General features: G+C 35.1%; 14 protein-coding genes. 9 read left to right on the forward strand and 5 right to left on the reverse strand.

The window, feature by feature from the left end:
- Nucleotides 1-197 precede the first annotated feature (197 nt).
- The 8 genes from IJE13_RS03070 to IJE13_RS03105 all read left to right on the forward strand — a co-directional run bounded on the left by IJE13_RS03070 (nucleotide 198) and on the right by IJE13_RS03105 (nucleotide 11301).
- Nucleotides 198-2411 (forward strand): bifunctional glycosyltransferase family 2 protein/CDP-glycerol:glycerophosphate glycerophosphotransferase, encoded by a 2214-nt coding sequence (locus IJE13_RS03070; protein ID WP_292776930.1) that lies wholly within the window; start codon nucleotides 198-200, stop codon nucleotides 2409-2411.
- Nucleotides 2412-2711: 300 nt separating this feature from the next.
- Complete coding sequence (locus IJE13_RS03075; protein ID WP_292776932.1) at nucleotides 2712-3848, forward strand: glycosyltransferase; 1137 nt, start codon at nucleotides 2712-2714, stop codon at nucleotides 3846-3848.
- A gap of 103 nt (nucleotides 3849-3951) precedes the next feature.
- Nucleotides 3952-5643, forward strand: a complete 1692-nt coding sequence (locus tag IJE13_RS03080; protein WP_292776934.1) for a glycosyltransferase — start codon at nucleotides 3952-3954, stop codon at nucleotides 5641-5643.
- Between the two features lie 252 nt (nucleotides 5644-5895).
- Nucleotides 5896-7233: an NCS2 family permease gene (locus tag IJE13_RS03085; protein ID WP_292776936.1), complete on the forward strand. Its 1338-nt coding sequence runs from the start codon at nucleotides 5896-5898 to the stop codon at nucleotides 7231-7233.
- 273 nt (nucleotides 7234-7506) lie between these two features.
- Nucleotides 7507-9228 (forward strand): glycosyltransferase, encoded by a 1722-nt coding sequence (locus tag IJE13_RS03090; protein ID WP_292776939.1) that lies wholly within the window; start codon nucleotides 7507-7509, stop codon nucleotides 9226-9228.
- Between the two features lie 72 nt (nucleotides 9229-9300).
- Nucleotides 9301-9681, forward strand: a complete 381-nt coding sequence (locus IJE13_RS03095) for a CTP-dependent riboflavin kinase (protein ID WP_292776941.1) — start codon at nucleotides 9301-9303, stop codon at nucleotides 9679-9681.
- A gap of 75 nt (nucleotides 9682-9756) precedes the next feature.
- Nucleotides 9757-10569 (forward strand): zinc-ribbon domain-containing protein, encoded by an 813-nt coding sequence (locus tag IJE13_RS03100; protein ID WP_292776944.1) that lies wholly within the window; start codon nucleotides 9757-9759, stop codon nucleotides 10567-10569.
- Between the two features lie 60 nt (nucleotides 10570-10629).
- On the forward strand, nucleotides 10630-11301 hold the full coding sequence (locus tag IJE13_RS03105) for a hypothetical protein (RefSeq protein WP_292776946.1): 672 nt from the start codon (nucleotides 10630-10632) through the stop codon (nucleotides 11299-11301).
- Between the two features lie 81 nt (nucleotides 11302-11382).
- Here the strand turns inward: IJE13_RS03105 and IJE13_RS03110 are convergent, their stop codons facing one another.
- The 3 genes from IJE13_RS03110 to IJE13_RS03120 form a co-directional block, all read right to left on the reverse strand.
- The gene (locus IJE13_RS03110; RefSeq protein ID WP_292776948.1) at nucleotides 11383-12066 is read right to left on the reverse strand and encodes a glycosyl transferase; all 684 of its coding nucleotides are present in this window, start codon (nucleotides 12064-12066) and stop codon (nucleotides 11383-11385) included.
- A 103-nt stretch (nucleotides 12067-12169) separates the two neighbouring features.
- Nucleotides 12170-13555 (reverse strand): Asp-tRNA(Asn)/Glu-tRNA(Gln) amidotransferase subunit GatA, encoded by a 1386-nt coding sequence (gatA, locus tag IJE13_RS03115; RefSeq protein WP_292776950.1) that lies wholly within the window; start codon nucleotides 13553-13555, stop codon nucleotides 12170-12172.
- A gap of 188 nt (nucleotides 13556-13743) precedes the next feature.
- Nucleotides 13744-14682, reverse strand: a complete 939-nt coding sequence (locus IJE13_RS03120; protein ID WP_292776953.1) for an NADH:flavin oxidoreductase — start codon at nucleotides 14680-14682, stop codon at nucleotides 13744-13746.
- A gap of 177 nt (nucleotides 14683-14859) precedes the next feature.
- Between IJE13_RS03120 and IJE13_RS03125 the strand changes: the two genes are divergently transcribed.
- Nucleotides 14860-15657, forward strand: coding sequence for an HAD family hydrolase (locus tag IJE13_RS03125; protein WP_292776956.1), 798 nt, complete (start codon nucleotides 14860-14862; stop codon nucleotides 15655-15657).
- Between the two features lie 72 nt (nucleotides 15658-15729).
- Here IJE13_RS03125 and IJE13_RS03130 read toward each other — a convergent pair whose 3' ends face one another.
- Together IJE13_RS03130 and IJE13_RS03135 are read right to left on the reverse strand one after the other, a co-directional pair.
- Nucleotides 15730-16485, reverse strand: a complete 756-nt coding sequence (locus IJE13_RS03130; protein WP_292776958.1) for a sugar phosphate isomerase/epimerase — start codon at nucleotides 16483-16485, stop codon at nucleotides 15730-15732.
- 187 nt (nucleotides 16486-16672) lie between these two features.
- On the reverse strand, nucleotides 16673-17323 hold the full coding sequence (locus IJE13_RS03135; protein WP_292776961.1) for a hypothetical protein: 651 nt from the start codon (nucleotides 17321-17323) through the stop codon (nucleotides 16673-16675).
- Between the last annotated feature and the right edge of the window lie 52 nt (nucleotides 17324-17375).

A 17375-nucleotide genomic window follows, 5' to 3' on the forward strand; every position in this document is an offset into this window, starting at 1 on the left:
TAAAGATTAAATACTATTTAAATTAAATATAACTTTGAAAATGTAGTTTTTTTAACCTAATAAAGTCAAAAAAGTAGTATTATCACTAAATAAAACTTATTAATCTTTAAAATTAATTTGATTGATTATTAACTTAATTAAGTTTTATAAAAAAATTGAATTTAAATTTCAAAAATCTTTAAAGATTGAGGTGTTGAATGGTCTTTTTAAGCATCATAATACCTTTTGATAAGCCAAACAGATATCTCAAGGATTGCTTGGACAGCATTGCAGAACAGGAACTGAATGACACGGAAGTCATTTTGATAATAAATGGGATTGTAGAGGATATCAGCGAATTGCTCAGCAGCTATAATGATAAATTGAACATTTCAATTAAGGAATTTGAAAATGAATTGGGTGTTGCTGCAGCTCGCAATGAAGGTTTAAAATTGGCTAAAGGGAGATATGTTTATTTCATCGACAGTGATGACTATCTATACTCCAATGCTTTGGAAAAGTTAGTCGATGTTGCCCATGAAACGGATGCCGATTTCATTAATGGTGAAAGGGTAAATACAGCCTATATCAAAGATAGATTTGAAGAGCAAAAGATTATTAGAGAGCAAGGCCAGCTTCTAAAAAAGGATGCAAGTGATTTGGAATATTCAATAAAATTGCTTGTAGGCACAAAAACGACCCGATTGGAAATTTTATCTGTTTTACATTCCCTTATTAAAAGGGATATCATTGGAGATTTAAGCTTTGAAGAGGATAAGCGTTATCTCACCGATTATAAATTCATACTGACTGTTTTTGAAAGGTCCAATTCATTTATTGGAGTTGAGGATGCGATATATGCGAAGAGACTAAGGGATGATCCCATCAATGCACCGTCACTTAATCAGGAAGAGAAGGAAAACAGCTTTTTAATGTATGCCAATGCCTATTATCATGTATTGGACCATCTCTCCCGATTGATTGAAGAGGCTCATTTAGAGGGGAATCAATTTAATGAGGAAAAATATGAGATTCTTAAGGCTCGCATAACTAGAAAGCTTTTAAGATTCTACTTTAAAAAATTCTCGAGGGAATTCCAGATTAGTGAAGATGAGGAGTGGAGAAATGAAAACTTTGATGTGATGAGTGACATCTCTCAAGACTTCAACATAGAGAATTATAGCTATTTAAAGAAGAAAGAAATTAAGGCATTGCAAAAAGGAAATAAGGCACAACTTTTAAATTATATTAAATTTAGGTCTCATAAAAAACATATCAGAAGGATATTCATTGAACCATGGAGATTCAAGGCCTTAATCTATAGGAAAATAATTAATAAAAAGGAAATCCAACCTAAAAAACTGCTTTTTGAAAGCTTTTATGGAAAATATTACTCCGACAGTCCTAAGCACCTCTATGAATATTTATACAATAATCACAGGGATGATTTTGAGTTTGTTTGGGTATTGAATAAGGGCAATGTTGAAATTCCTGGAAATCCAAAAACAGTTAAGCGATTCAGCTTGGGCTATTATAGGCATATTGCCACAGCCGAATATTACATTTTCAATACAAGGCATCCAAGAAGGCTGGTCAAGAAGGAAGGCCAGAATTATATTTGCACTTGGCATGGAACCCCAATCAAAAGATTGGGCTTTGATCAGGGAAATCTTTATTTGGATAACCCCCGCAGTAAGCACGCTTATAGAAAGGATTCAAGTGAGTGGGATTACATGGTCTCTCCAAATTCTTTCACTACAGAGATTTACCGGTCAGCCTTTGCATATGAGGGGGAAATTATCGAGAGCGGGTATCCTCGAAACGACATTCTATACAATGCAGGAAGTGAAGAGGTCAAAAAGATTAGGGAAAGCCTAAGGATTCCTGATGATAAGAAAATAATCCTTTATGCACCTACATGGAGGGATGACGATTATTATGATACTGCAAGCGTAAGATTCAATCTGAAATTGGATTTGAACAGATTGAAAGAGGAATTCCAAGATGAGTACATTGTACTTTTAAGGCTTCACTATTTCATTGCAGACAATATTGACCTATCCGGTTGTGAGGATTTTGCATTCAATGTGAGCGACTATGAGGACATTGCAGAATTATATTTAATCAGCGATATATTGCTTACAGATTATTCAAGCGTATTCTTTGACTTCGCCAATCTTAGAAGGCCTATTTTATTCTATACATATGACTTGGAAAAATATGAAAATGTTTTAAGGGGATTCTACATTGATATCAATACGGAAGTTCCGGGGCCTTTGTTAAAAACCAATGATGAGGTTATTGAAGCAATTAACAATATAGAGAGCATTGAAAGGGAATACGAAGAGAAATATGATGAATTCTACAATAGGTTCTGTCATATGGATGATGGAAAGGCATCTGAACGTATTTACAATAGGATTTGGAAGTAATTTATAGCTTATCATTTTTTTACATGCCTATTTTTTTGAATAAACCGTGGAAAAGTGCTTGGTGTATTTATGGAGTATGCCTATTTTTTTGAATAAACCGTGGAAAAGTGCTTGGTGTATTTATGGAGTATGCCTATTTTTAGATAAATCATTTGGAAAAGTACCTGAATTATTTTAGAATTTTATAGGACACTTAAATTTATTTATATGGATGTCTAATATTTAATTAGATTTTATATAAGTCATTGCTTTAATAATCATGAATTAATTTTGTAATATATTAAATTTTTTGGGATATATATGGTTAAAATTTCAGTTATAGTGCCTGTTTTCAACTGTGAAGATTATATTGAGGAATCAATCGGCGGCATTCTTAATCAGACTTTCAATGACATTGAGATCATTTGTGTCGATGACGGGTCCACTGACAGTTCTTTAGGCATGTTAAATAGAATGGCGGCTGAGGATTCCAGGCTTAAGGTTTACAGTCAGGAAAATCAGGGATCAAGCATTGCAAGAAACAATGCCCTAAGCAAAGCCGGCGGAGATTATGTTTACTTTTTCGATGCCGATGATTACATTGCTGAAGATTGCTTGGAGAAAATATATTGCAATGCCATAGCCAACGATTCGGACATTGCCATCTTTTATTTTGACATATATGAGAATGACAGTTTCCTAAGGCACTGCAGTATAGATTTGGATAAGAAATTTCCATATGTGGACCATAATAATTTCACATTTAACTATAGGGATTATATGCAATTTGCCTTTAAAGGTTCATCAGCGCCTTGGTTTAAATTATATAAGAAAGAATTTTTAGACGAACATGATTTTATAAAGTTCCCAATCAATTTGAATCATAATGATGTGCCATTTCATATAATGACCATTTTGAATGCTTCGAAAATCTCTTTTCTTCCAGAATATCTGTATCATTATAGATTGGATAATCCAAATTCCATTTCAAACAATCGTCAAAAAAGATATGATGACATTTTTAGCATTATTCAAATAGTTGAAGATTATTTAAGGGCCGAAGGTTTATTCGATGATTTGAAAAAGGAATTTGACTTCTTGAAGGTAAATCATATAACATACCAAATATCCGGTCGGCCTGATGAATATTTTGATTTGGCTAAAGAGGAATTGTCCGCAATGGATTTAAGCAATGATTATCTTACAAAAAATATGTTATTTAAAGCCAATACCATTTTATATTCAAATTCTATGGAAGAGTACAATTATAAAATAGAAATCAATAAATTGGGAAAGGAAAATGATAAATTATCCAAGGATAACAAACAGATTAAAAAGCAAAATAAAGATCTCAAGAGCCAGATTAAAAAACTTCAAAAGCAATATGATGAAATCTTGGATTCCAATAGCTGGAAAATGACCGAAATATTTAGAAAGATAAGGCATTGTATAAGATAGCCGGTAAAATAAATTTAATATGAATTTCTTTAATTTACAAGCAAATAAATGATTGAATATACTTAATTTGAATTATTCAAGGAATTTTACGATTGGTGTTGTTATGGGTTATGATTTTAAATTCTCTGTCATTATGCCTATTTATAATGTAGAGAAATATCTCTCTGAGGCGATTGATTCTATAATCAATCAATCCATTGGGTTTGAAGAGAATATGGAATTAGTGATAGTGGATGATGGAAGTCCTGATAATTCCAAGGACATTGCATTGAAGTATCAGGAGAAATATCCCAATAACATCAAAGTTTTGTCCAAATTGAATGGGGGCCAGGCAAGTGCATTCAATTTAGGATTAAAGCATGTCAATGGGAAATATATTAGTTTTGTTGATAGTGATGACCACATATCTTTAAATGCTTTTGAAGAGGTTTATAATTTCTTTGAAGAGCATCATGATGAGGTTGACTTGGTTTCTATCCCAATATTCTATTTTGAAAGAAGATCCGGTCAACATATCCTAAATTATAAATTTCATTCTGCAAGAGTCATAGATTTGGTTGAGGAACCCAATAATCCCCAATTACATATTGCCTCTTCATTTATAAAAAAAGAAGCATTGGAAGATTTGGAATTTAACACAATAATAAATCAGGGATATGACGCCTTAATGGTCAATAAAATATTATTGAATAAGAAAAAACTTGGGGTTGTCAATTCTGCTTTTTACAATTATAGAAAAAGATTTGATAATAGTTCCATAATGGATTGCTCCAAATGCAAAAAGGAATATTTCACTCACTCATTGAAGAACTTCGATTTTAATCTTATTAAGCATTGTTTGGAAAGAGAGGGTGACGTTCCTAAATTTATACAGTATGAAATTGCCTATAATCTCCAATGGTATAAGGGAGTTTCTGATTTTCCAGATTACTTTACTGAAGATGAAATAGATGAATTTTGGGAAACTTTCCATGAAATTTTAACATATATAGATGAGGATGTTATCAAGGATTCTAAAATTATTAGAAAAGGATATGCCAGATCTTTTTTAATGTATTTGAAAAATGGTAAGGAATTCCATATAGATGCCACTGAAGATGAATCCAAGGTTTTCTTGAAAACCAATAATTACATACTGAATAATCTGCATAATCATAGATTCTATATTGATCTTTTAGAGATTGAAGATGGGTTTTTAAGATTTTCAGGGACTTTTTCCAGCTTATGTGACTTTAATAGTTTGAACATTGAAATTGTAAAAACCCTTGCCGATGGAACTGAGGAAATTTATGAGGGAAGCAATCTCCTTTCATCCGGAAATCTAATGATAAAAAAATTTTTAGGCATAGATTGGATTTTTAAGAATTATTTTGATTTAAGAGTTCCCATATCTGATGGAGAAGAATCAAAAATCGATTTTTACATGGTTTACAATGAAGACAATAAAAAGGTGACAATGAAAAATAAGATTAAATTCAGACTTACTTGTCCATTGTCTGATGGTGTTCATCATATGGTAAAGGGCTCTCAAATTCTATCCTTTGATGATGATTCTTTTTATATCTTCCCTTATTCAAATGAGAAATTTCATGAGTTGAAGCGAGAGATGGCCTTATGCCATCAAGGGCTTTCTCTAAGAAATGAAGAGCTGAATAAAAGAAACAAGTCTTTAATTAGGAAAAATGAAAAACTTAAGGAAGAGTTAAAAGAGGCTGAAAATAGGAATAATGAGATTTTAAATTCCAATAGCTGGAAATTGACCGAACCTTTCAGAAAACTCAAGAGAATGTTTTAAGCTTTAAATTTAATCTTTTTCATGCGTTGTTTTCCTTCCAATTTTTATTTTTTCTTTGTTTTTTTTTCAATGTGACAAGTCCACTTTTTTTATATATTTTATTTTTTCTTTGTTTTTTTCAATGAAACAAATCCCTTTTTTTAAATTTTTTTATCAGGTATTACAAAAATAACAAAAACTTAATAAATATTAATAAAAAAATATATTAACGTAGAAAACTTTATCTCATATAGTTTTCATACGAGGTGTTTTATGTTAAACAAATTTTTTAAATTAGATGAAAATAATACTGATCTAAAAACTGAGTTACTTGCAGGTTTAACAACCTTCTTGGCAATGGCTTATATTTTAGGTGTAAACCCAACCATGCTTGCTGAAGGTGGAATGCCTGCAACTGGAGTATTTTTCGCAACTGCTCTTGCTTCAGGGGTCTCTTGTATCATCATGGGTCTTATTTCCAAATACCCTGTTGGTCTTGCTCCTGGTATGGGTATGAATGCATTGTTTACCTATACTATCATTTTAGGTATGGGTAACACTTGGGAAACTGCGCTTGCAGCTGTATTCGTTTCAAGCATTATCTTCTTATTGATTACCATTTCCGGTTTAAGGGAAGCTATTCTCAATGCTCTTCCATTTGACTTAAAGTTAGCAATTGGTGCTGGTATTGGTTTCTTCTTGGCATTTATCGGACTCAAAGGTGCTGGAATTATCGTGGCTGACCCTGCTACCTTAGTAGGTATGGGATCCATCTTATCCGCTCCTGCACTTTTAGCAGTAATCGGTATCTTGCTTACCTTGATCTTATACATTAAGAAAGTGCCTGCAGCTGTATTCCTTGGTTTAGTGATAACTGCAATCTTAGGTGTAATCTTTACATTATTCGGTTTCGGTGCTGGAGACACTTTAATGCCTGCTATTCCTACAGAATTCGTTTCATTCGCTTTTGACACTTCTGTAGTCGGTGCATTTGCAACTGGATTTACCCAATTGTTCTCTAACATCCCTAACTTGATCATGATCTTGTTCTCATTATTGTTCGTGACTTTCTTCGATACTACTGGAACCTTGATTCCTTTAGCAAACCAATGTGGTTTCGTAGATGAGGAAGGAAACGCTGAAGGTATTGACAAAGCTTTCCTCGGGGACGCCATCAGTGGAATCATTGGTGCTATCTTAGGTACTTCAACCTTAACCGCATACGTGGAAAGTGCAACCGGTATCGGTCTTGGTGGTAGAACCGGATTGACCGCTGTATTCACAGGTATCTTCTTCTTGCTCGCACTTATCTTTGCTCCTACTGTCTTAGCATTGTTCACTTCTTCCGTAACTGCTGCAGCATTGGTAATTGTAGGTATCTTAATGATCGTACAATTAAAAGAAGTAGACTGGGACAACATGGTAGTTGCAGCTTCCGTATTCATGACAATCATCATGATGCTTTTAACCTACTCCATTTCCTTAGGTATCGCATGGGGATTCGTCACTTACGCAATTGCATCCATTGCTACCGGCAAAGCAAAAGAGTTCAGTCCAATCATGTGGATTATGGTTATCATATTTGCAATATACGTATTCTTCGGACTCTAAGCGGTTGAACGAAAAAATGTTATCACTTTATGTGATAACTTTTCTCTTTTTTTATTTTTTAGAATTTATTTAACTTTTAGACTAGTTTAGCAGCTATTTTTCCTTCCATTTCTATTTCATTAAATACAAACAAAATCCTTATTTTAATTGAAAATTCCAAATTCAATTTTAATGAAAATAAAAAAATATATACATTCTTAAAACATAATAAATATATTATACTGTTTTAAATTTCTATGAGATTTTTTTAAAAAAGTTTTAAGAGGTGAAAATGTGTCTTGGCTAGTAGTGATATTGGTGTTTTTGCTTGCTTCAATCAAAACAACTAAAGGTTCCAATAAATCAGTTTCCATTGTCATTCCTGCATACAATGAAGAAGCTACTGTAGCTCAGGTTGTAACTGTGGCTCGAAGGCTATCCTATGTTGATGAAGTTATAGTGGTGGATGACGGATCAACTGACAGAACTGTTGAAGAGGCGGAAAATGCAGGAGCTACTGTAATAAGCCACATCATGAACGAAGGTAAGGGTTCAGCCATTAAGACAGGATTCAAGGAATCTCATGGGGATATTGTAGCTTTCATCGATGCGGATGTTTCCAATTTTACATCAGAAAAGATCGACAAGATCATCAGGCCGATTTTGGAGGATAGGACAGACATTACCAAAACTAAGTTTGCAAGGGAAAGCGGTCGTGTGACAGAGCTTACAGCAAAGCCTCTTTTAGGATTCTTCTTCCCGGAGCTTAAGTATGAGCAGCCATTAAGCGGCCAGTTTGCAGGTAAGCGTTCCGCATTGAATAAGATAAGATTTGAAAAGGATTACGGTGTGGATGTTGGTATCGTACTTGATGCTGATGTTCACGGAATCAAGATATTGGAAGTTGACATCGGAGAGATTTGCCATGACATGTCTCCACTTGCAGATTTGAACAAGATGGCGAATGAAGTGGTAAGAACCATCATTGACAGGGCTGTGGAATACGGCCGTGTGACAATGATGGACAAGTTGGGAAACTACATCAGAATGGCTATCATGGGATTGTCCCTTATAATTTTAGGCCTTTTCATGATATTCTTTGTGCCATTCATGCCTGTTTTAATCTCAGTTTTCGTGGCCTTTGTAGGGATTGTACTAACAGTTCTTTATATCATAAGAATAATTAGAAGGTCCATACCTATTTTGAAGAAAAGCAATACTCGGGCATCATTGCAGTCATTTGTCAGAATGCACTTTCCTGTAATCATTTCAGGATTGATCTTGATATTGATGCTTTCCACTTTCCTTTCTGCAGCCAGTTTCGATGACGGAAAGATTTCAGTGGAGCTGACTTCAAGAAACTTCGTTTACGCACCATCCGATCATAACCAGCAAACCATTTCAGTTAGAGGCCCATATACCATAGACAGTGCTTTGGAGAATGAGACAGATTTGTTAAGGATTCCGGGTGATGCCTTAAGCACATTGGAAATGTCTGAAAATGATACGATGATCATAGATGGCAAATCATATGACGTAAATGGCACAAAAGAGGGAGATAGCGCAGACAGGTTCAGGCTCCCATCAAAGGTAAAGGATGAGTTGGACCTCTCTGATGGTGAAATCATACCAAACAGTCACATAGCGGAAGTTTTCCAAAATGTTATAGTCAAGCATAACATTAGATTTAACAATTTAAGTGATGAAATGGAAGGATTCGTAGAATTCAGCATTAGTCCAAAATCTATAAATGCCACTTTCTTCAATTTGACATTGGACAATGAGTCAATTCTATCCTCAGTCGGAAACTTCAAGAATGATTCAAGCTATTCAATCTCATATGACGGCAACATCATGTGCACATTCGGCCCTGAGGATATAGAAAACGGCAGCATGAATTTCACTTTTGCAGAAAAAGAGGGAAGAATAGAGTTTGAGAATAGAAACAGCACCTCTCTTAGAAACTATGTCTCAAGCGATGTGGATTCATTTGTTCAGTTAAAGTCACTTAGTTAAATCTTTCATTTATTATTATTTTATCAATCAATATTTTCATCAAATTTATTATTTTATTTATTAGGGATTATAATGGAAATTACAGGAATCGTTACAACAGGATTGGGAAAGGCGGCATATTTCTTAGGCCAGGATTTTTATAAGAATCAATTCAGGGAAAAATTAGGATTTACCCCATTTCCCGGAACATTGAATCTGATTGTTGAAGAGGATAAGCTGGAAGACATCAGATTGATGAAAAACAGCTGCAGGAATATTATCAAGCCGGATCAGGGATTCGGTGCCGTAAGGTATATTCAAGCCCATTTGAACAATGACATTGACGGAGCCATTGTATTTCCAGACAAGACAAGTCATGATGAGAATTACTTGGAGTTCATAGCGGAAGACAAGTTAAGGGAAAAGTACAATTTCAAGGATGGGGATGAGCTTGTCTTGACAATTGACATTTGATTGAAATTATTCATCATTTTTTATTTTCATTAAAATTTAAATCAAATAGTTGAATTTTTATATTGAGGGGGTAATATGAAAAAATGTTCTAAATGTGGAAAGGAAAACGTTGATGAGGCTATTTATTGTTCTAATTGTGGATTGAAGTTGGATTCTATTTCAATATCTAAACATGCTTTTGAGGATGCTTCAAACAATGATGACTCAAAGCAAGATCATGCAAATTTTGATGAAAGGTTTAAGCAAATGAGCGGATTCAAAAGACTTTCCATCACATGCTTCTCTTCTTTTTTAGTTGCTTTGGTAATTTACTTGATTGCCTTTGCCATACTTGGGATTCCTCTAGATTCCTATACTGAACAGACAGAAACCAGTTATGCTGATTTCAGCAATTATGATTTGAATGGGGATGGAGGAATCAGCTTTGATGAAATTAGGGAATATGATTCAGTTTCTGGTTCATCATATGTTGTCCCTCAGAGTGAAATCCAAGCAATGTTTGAAAGTTCGGATAAAAATCATAATGGATTGCTGAAAGGTGCGGAATTCGATAATTATATTCGTAAGTTCAATGATTATATGGATGAATTGGAGAGAAAGGCAAAATCAGAACAAAGCTCTAAATCTTCATCAAGTTCCAGTGGTGGCCGCGATTACAGTTCGGGAAATTCAAAAGCCACCAACAGCCTCAACAATCAGGAATATGATAGAAGTGAGGGATATGTATTGACTTGCCCTTATTGCGGAAGCGAATCAGTATATGAAACCGGAGGCTATTATAGGTGCGCCGAATGTGGAAGCAATATCTATAACCCAGATGATTTGGAATTGGGATATGGGGAAGGATATATGGAGTTATTGACTCCAGTTTCGTTAACTATTAATTGATAAATGAACATAGTATTTACATCTAAGAATTATAAATAACTTTGTAAAAAAGGGGATTTTATGTCAGGCATAGAGGATATGATAAACACATTCAATGAAATGGGAATTATCAAAAGAATTATTGTTGGATGCTGTGCGGTTTGGATAATCTTAATGATACTTACTCTTTTAGGCCATGCAATATTGGGCATTCCACTTGATTCATATACTGAGGAATCACCTACAAAATACACAGATTTTGTCCAATTGGATGCAAATGGGGATGGTGGATTGAGCTTTGATGAAGTGAAAAGATATGATCATAATTCAGAATTCAGCCTTTCCGAGTCAGAATTATACACCATCTTCAAGCGATGCGACAAGAATGATAATGGTCTTCTTATAGGTGGAGAGTATGACTATTATGTAATCAGTGTAAAAAGTCATCTCAGTGACTTGAAGTCACAAAAGGAAAAGGCACAAAGGGAAGCTCAAGAGAGAGCCAAAAAATCTTCAAGTTCCTCTTCAGATTCAAATCCGTTTGCATTGAGAAGTGGCAGTTCCGGTGATGGTGATGGAGCTGAAACATGTCCATACTGTGGAAGCGAGGCAATTTATCAATCTGGCAATGTCTACAAGTGTGCTGAATGTGGAGGCACGATTGGCAATCCGGATGACTTGAACTTGAATTATGAGGAAGGCTATTATGAATTGACACTGCCTTCATTTTATTATTCTATGAATCATGGCTGATTTATGGAATTTTTTCTATTTTTTTAATTTTTTAACTATTTTTCTTTAAAATAGTTTTTTAGCTATTTTTATTAGATTTATTCATTCATACTTTTTCAACAGCTCTCTATAATTGCCGATTTGCAACTCAAGGCTTGTTATGGTGGCATTATTGTCTTTAGCCAATTGCTTTGCAGATTCAATCATCTCTTCAATTGTCTTATCCTGCTTTTCTATTATTGAATCCTTTTGAGTGAGCAGATTGTCATAGGTTTTGCTTATTTTCTTCAATTGCAATTCCAGATTGTCACTATTGCTGCGAATTTGCTCCTTATAGTCATTGATCAATGTTCTGAGATAGTTGATTTGATCCTGCTTGTCATCGATGATAGCCATCTTTTCATTGATTTTCTTTTCCAGATCATCCATCTCTTTCATTCTGGACTTTTCATAATTGATTTCATTTTTCAATTTCAAGTCAAGCTTTTCCTTTTCGAACTTGTATTTGATGAGGGTGTTGTTCAGCTTGCTTATCTTTTCCTGGCTTTCATCCAGCTTCTGACTGTATTCATCAATCTCAACCGCTTTCAATTCCAAGTCATTTCTGATGTCCTCAATCTTTTCATCCTTCAATGACAGTTCATATTCCAATTCCTGAATCTCTTCCTTCTTGATTTCAAGTTCCTCTTTCAGTTCTCTGATTTCAGCAATCAGCTTTTTGTTATTGGAATTGTTTTTATTTCTCTTTTTGGAATTATTATTTTTCTTTGATGAATTTTCAGTCATTTCAAATCCTCATTAAATTATGAAAAAAAGTAAAAAAATTAGTAAAATTTAAAAAATAAAAAAAGTAGATAATAGCTAAATAGCTATTAAAATAGATTTAAACTTATTTTGCATATTCAAATGCAGCCATTGCCTTGACGATCTTTGCATCGTCTTGAGGTTTTGCCTGCAATTGCAATCCTACAGGAATGCCGTCCACTTCACCCGCCTTTACGCTAGCTGCAGGAATACCTGCCAAGTTGGCGATTACGGTAAGGACGTCGTATGCATACATTTCCATAGGCTCCAATTCCTCACCTAATTTGTGTGGCAATTTAGGAACGGTTGGACCTACGATCAAGTCAACCCCTTCAAGCATCTCATTGATTTCATTTCTAATGACTGTTCTTGCCTGAAGCGCTTTTTGATAGTATTTTCCGCTGAATTCCTTTTGTGAAATGTATGAACCCATTTGGATTCTTCTAAGCACTTCAGCTCCGCATACCTCTTCGATTCTTGAACCGTATTTTCTTCCGTCATATTTTCTGGTTGCAGAGAAGAATTCCACATAGTTGATGAGGTAGTAGGTAGGAAGACAGATGTCAATGTAATTGAAACTCAATTCAACTACTTCCGCACCCAATTCCTCTAACTTTGCAACTGATTCATCGATGATTGCATTGATCTCATCATTGGTGACTTCCTTGAACTGCTTGCAGGTAGCTATTTTCATTCCTTCAAGTGGCTTTTCGCATCCTTTCACGTTTTCTGCTATTTCAGTGAAGTTAGGAGCATCCCATTTCAAGGTGGTACACTCAGTTGGGTCGTATCCGATGATTGTGTCAAGTGCAAGGGTGATTCCTGTGATGTCGCGGGCCATAGGACCGATTTGGTCAAGACTCATTGACAAATCAAGCAATCCTTGTCTTGAAACCGCACCATAGGTTGGCTTCATACCGAGAACTCCACAGTGGGAGGATGGGTTTCTGATTGATCCACCGGTATCTGAACCGATTGCAATGTCGCACATTCCTGAAGCTACAGCCGCTGCGCTTCCTCCACTTGAACCTCCAGGGATTCTTCCAGGTGCAGCTGGGTTGTTTACAGCTCCATAGTATGAGGTTTCGGTTGAACTTCCTGCTGCAAACTCATCCATGTTGTTGATTCCGATGATGATTCCGTCTTCAGCCTTGATCTTCTTGACGACGGTTGCATCATAGCTTCCGATATAGTCTTCCAAGGTCTTGGATGCAGCTGAAATTATGAAGTCTTCAACATTGATGTTTGCCTTGATACCGAATACCAATCCGGCAAGGGCTCCGACTTCCTCTCCAGCCTTGATTTTAGCGTCAATCTCTTCAGCTTTAGCAATGGCTTGCTCTTTGTTCAATTCGAGAAAAGCGTTAATGTCATCATTTTTTTCTTCAATAACCTTAATATAAGCTTCCACATTTTCCTTTGCAGTAATTTCCTGATTTTTAATTGCATTTAATTTTTCAAGGATATTCATTGAAACACCTTTTTTCTTTAGAATAATTTTTAATAATTTGGTAAGTGTAATAAAACTTTTTAGACATTTTGAATTGGTCATAAAGTTTATTTTTATATAATATATTAACTTTATATTTTAAGGTTTAAATAATATTTGGTATTTGAAGTGATTTTTTTATCTATTTTTAAAAGTTTTAATTGGGGATGTTATTGAACATTTTCCAAATATTTCAATGCCTTTTTAGACCATTCTGCATCCATTAATAATGCTCTCCCAATCCCAATCAGGTCACAGAATCCTTCATTCAACAGATTTTCAGCATCTTTAGCTTTCTTAACGCCACCGGTAAGAATCACAGGAACATCACATGAGTCCTTAGCTATTTTGCTGAGCTGCCTAAAGTATCCTGGCTCCTTGCTGTTTGGATTCACATATCTGCAAAGGCCTCCGCTGATGTCAATCAAATCAGCTCCAGATTTTACAAAAGATTCAACGGCTATTGGTATATCTTCAAGCTTTGATCCCCCTTCAAGATAATCATAGGCGCCAAAGCGGATGGCTATGACATAATCCTCACCTACAGCCTCACGGACATCTGCGATTATTTCATTATGCAATCTAATGCGATTTTCGAGGGTTCCGCCATAATCATCAGTTCTTTTGTTGGTGTATGGTGAATAGAACTGGCTTAGGAAGTATCCGTGAGCGGCATGTATTTCCACACCATCGAAGCCCGCTTTCTTGCTACGTACAGCAGCCTTGACAAATGATTCCTTCACATGATCTATTTCATCAAGGGTCATTTCATTCAAATTGAGTTTATTATGAGATATTGATTCAATGCCGGCGTGGTTCAATTGAGCTATTGCAAAGCTGCCTTTTGAATGTATGGCATCAGTCAATTTCCTAAATCCATCGATAACACTGTCATCTGCCATTGAAAGCTGTTTAGGGCTTGCAATCCCTTCCGGTGAAACGTATTCGTGCTCCACTATTATAAGGCCTGTGCCTTCTGCCCTTTTGGCGTAGTATTCAATCAATGCATCACTGACCTTTCCCTCATCACTCAATTCCCTTGCCATCGGAGGCATCATAATGCGATTTGGAATTGTAATGTTCTTTATTTTCAAAGCTGTGTTTAGCATAATTTCACTTATTTGATTCTAATTTTAAATTTTATTTCATCAATTTATTACGAATCTTCTTATTTTTTACAGAATATTATTACAAGATTTATATATTAATAGTTTTAAATTATATTTAATAAAAGCTTATTTAAAAATTTTATTTAAATCAATAATTTTCCCAATGAGATGATTGAAATGACCAAGAAAGCCATTGTATTTGATAACTCCGGAACATTGATAGAAAGGTTTCGGGTCATAAAGGATGTTTCCACAGGAGAACTGATCACTCATGTCAACTCCTTAGACCTTATAGACAGCTGCTTGAATGCGGCCCTCGTTGTTCTTCAATTCAATACAAAACGTCTCACTGGCCTCAATCCAGATACATTGATAAGCGATTTCATTTTGGAAAACAACATTGATTTTGACATCAGCTATTATTCAACAGAGGTTTCCAAGGAGGAAATAACAGCCATTTTGGAAAAGGATTCCGCTGTTATAAAGGACATTACAGATACTTTCCCATTATTGAAGGAAAGGGTTCCAAATATGGAAATATGCAACGGTTCAGCTGTCATTATAGATATTGCAGAGGAAAGAATAGCTTATACAATCACATCTGCAGGGCAGTTGTTCGGCGGTGTCAAGGATACAATAGCCAAGCTTCAGGATAATGATATAGATGTCTTCATTGCTTCAGGGGACAGGTCCGGAGCAATCAAGAGGCTTGCAAACATTACAGGCATACCTGAAGAGCATGCATTTGCAACAGCAAGCACCCATGGAAAAGCGGAAATTGTTGCAAATCTTCAACATGAAGGGTATAAGGTAATGATGGTTGGTGATGGCCCAAATGATATTTTGGCATTTGAGCAAGCTGATAGAGCAGTTCTAACTACAGAACAGAAAGATGGCGATTTTCCAGACAAATTGAAAGGATATGCTGATTTTGTAATAGAAGACATTTCCGAAGTTCTTCAAATCGATTTCTAAACTTTTAAAAAAAGTATAATAAAAATTTTTTCTCATTATTTTTTATATTTTTAGTCTAAAAACCTATTTTTTCTAATTTTCCCTTAAGAAATCCTCTATTACCTTTTTGCTTTTTAAAACATTATCGAAATTATTCAATTCAATTATTCCATGATCCACATATTTCAATAGATTCAAGTCAAGGGTTCCGTCACCGACAGCCTGGTGCTTGTCCTTTATTCCATCATTGTCATTGATATGATTGTAAAGAATGTTAGGAATCTTGAAGAAGCTTTCCTGGTCCTCACAGGTGTTCACATGGCCCAAATCTATTGTGATGCTGCAGCCTGTCTCATTGGTGAGGTTTTCAAGTTCATATGCACGGTTTCCAAGATAAGAGAAACGTTCAGGCATGTTTTCTATGGATATCTTTGCTTCCTTATCCTCCGCATAAGCAACCAGCTCATGGGTTGATTCGGTCAGGAATCCAAGAGCCATATCCCTTAGGAATTTTTCAGGCCTGCCTATCTTTCCAGGATGGGCAGTCACCCCGATGGCACCTATCTCATCGGCAAGGTCAAGGCACTGTTTGGTTTGCTTTACGGATTCCCTTCGAATTCCGTCATTCAGGCTTGCAAGATTTATATCAACGTTTACAGCATGCATGTAAATGTCAAGGTCATATGAGTGGAATGCTTCAGTAATTTCCTTGTTTCCAAGTAAAAGGTCCTGTCTATATGGGCCTTCCGCAAGCAATTCAACACTGTCAAATCCATTGTCTTCCGCTATCGAAAGCATCTCATCTACATCTTTCATGAAAAGTGAAAGAAGTGAAAACCCTAATTTCATTTTAATCCCCTATTTTTTTTAAATTAGTTTCTTTTAAAATTTAATTATTCTTAAATTATCCTAAATTAAAAGTTAAATTATCTTACTCATTGATAGACAATGGAATCTATTTAAATAGACTCCCATTATCTATCAATTCCTTTGATTTATTGATGTTATAGTAGGTAATCCTAAATTTTACAAATTTTTATAAATGATTGAATAGTGTCCAGATTTCAGGATACTTTTCAGCTATTGCAGCATCTATCAGATTTGATGCCTCATTGCTTATGCTGAATTCAGGTTCGGTCTTTCTCAAGTACCTTAGCACAGCTGCAGATCTTGCTGACCATAATGTGATTCTTGGATTATTTTCCACAGTTTCGATGACTTCATCTACCAGTTTTTCCTCTTTTTCTGTAAGAAGACTACCAACTTCTTTTAAATCATCGGATGCTTCAATAATTTTGGTACTTTCTTCTGTCTCTTCATTTAAATCAACTGTAGAATCAATATTTTTTACACTTGTTTTGGAGTTTATTTTTTCTTCATCATTTTCGCTATCCTCAGCGATTATTTCATCATCATTGAAGAAAACATTTGTGTAGTCAGAAGAGTCTTTAGGTTTTTCTTCTTCCTCCTCTTCATCAGCTGATTTTTCCAAAACCTGAATTTCATCCTCACCTTCAAATTCCTCTTCAACTTCTTCAACCAGTTCCTCAAAAGTCTTGCTGTCTTCTTCAGCACTTTTCAATATGTCTTCTAAACTTATGCCTTCTTCTATTTCTGTCTCTTCAATATTTGGAATCAAGGAATCCAATCCTCTTCCCAATCCTGAATTCTTTTCCTTTTTAGCCATTTTACCAAACCCTTTCGTGTTTTCAAATAATTTATTCTAATATCGTAATCTT

Origin of the sequence: Methanobrevibacter sp. (genome assembly GCF_017410345.1) — an archaeon.
Lineage (GTDB): Archaea > Methanobacteriota > Methanobacteria > Methanobacteriales > Methanobacteriaceae > Methanobrevibacter.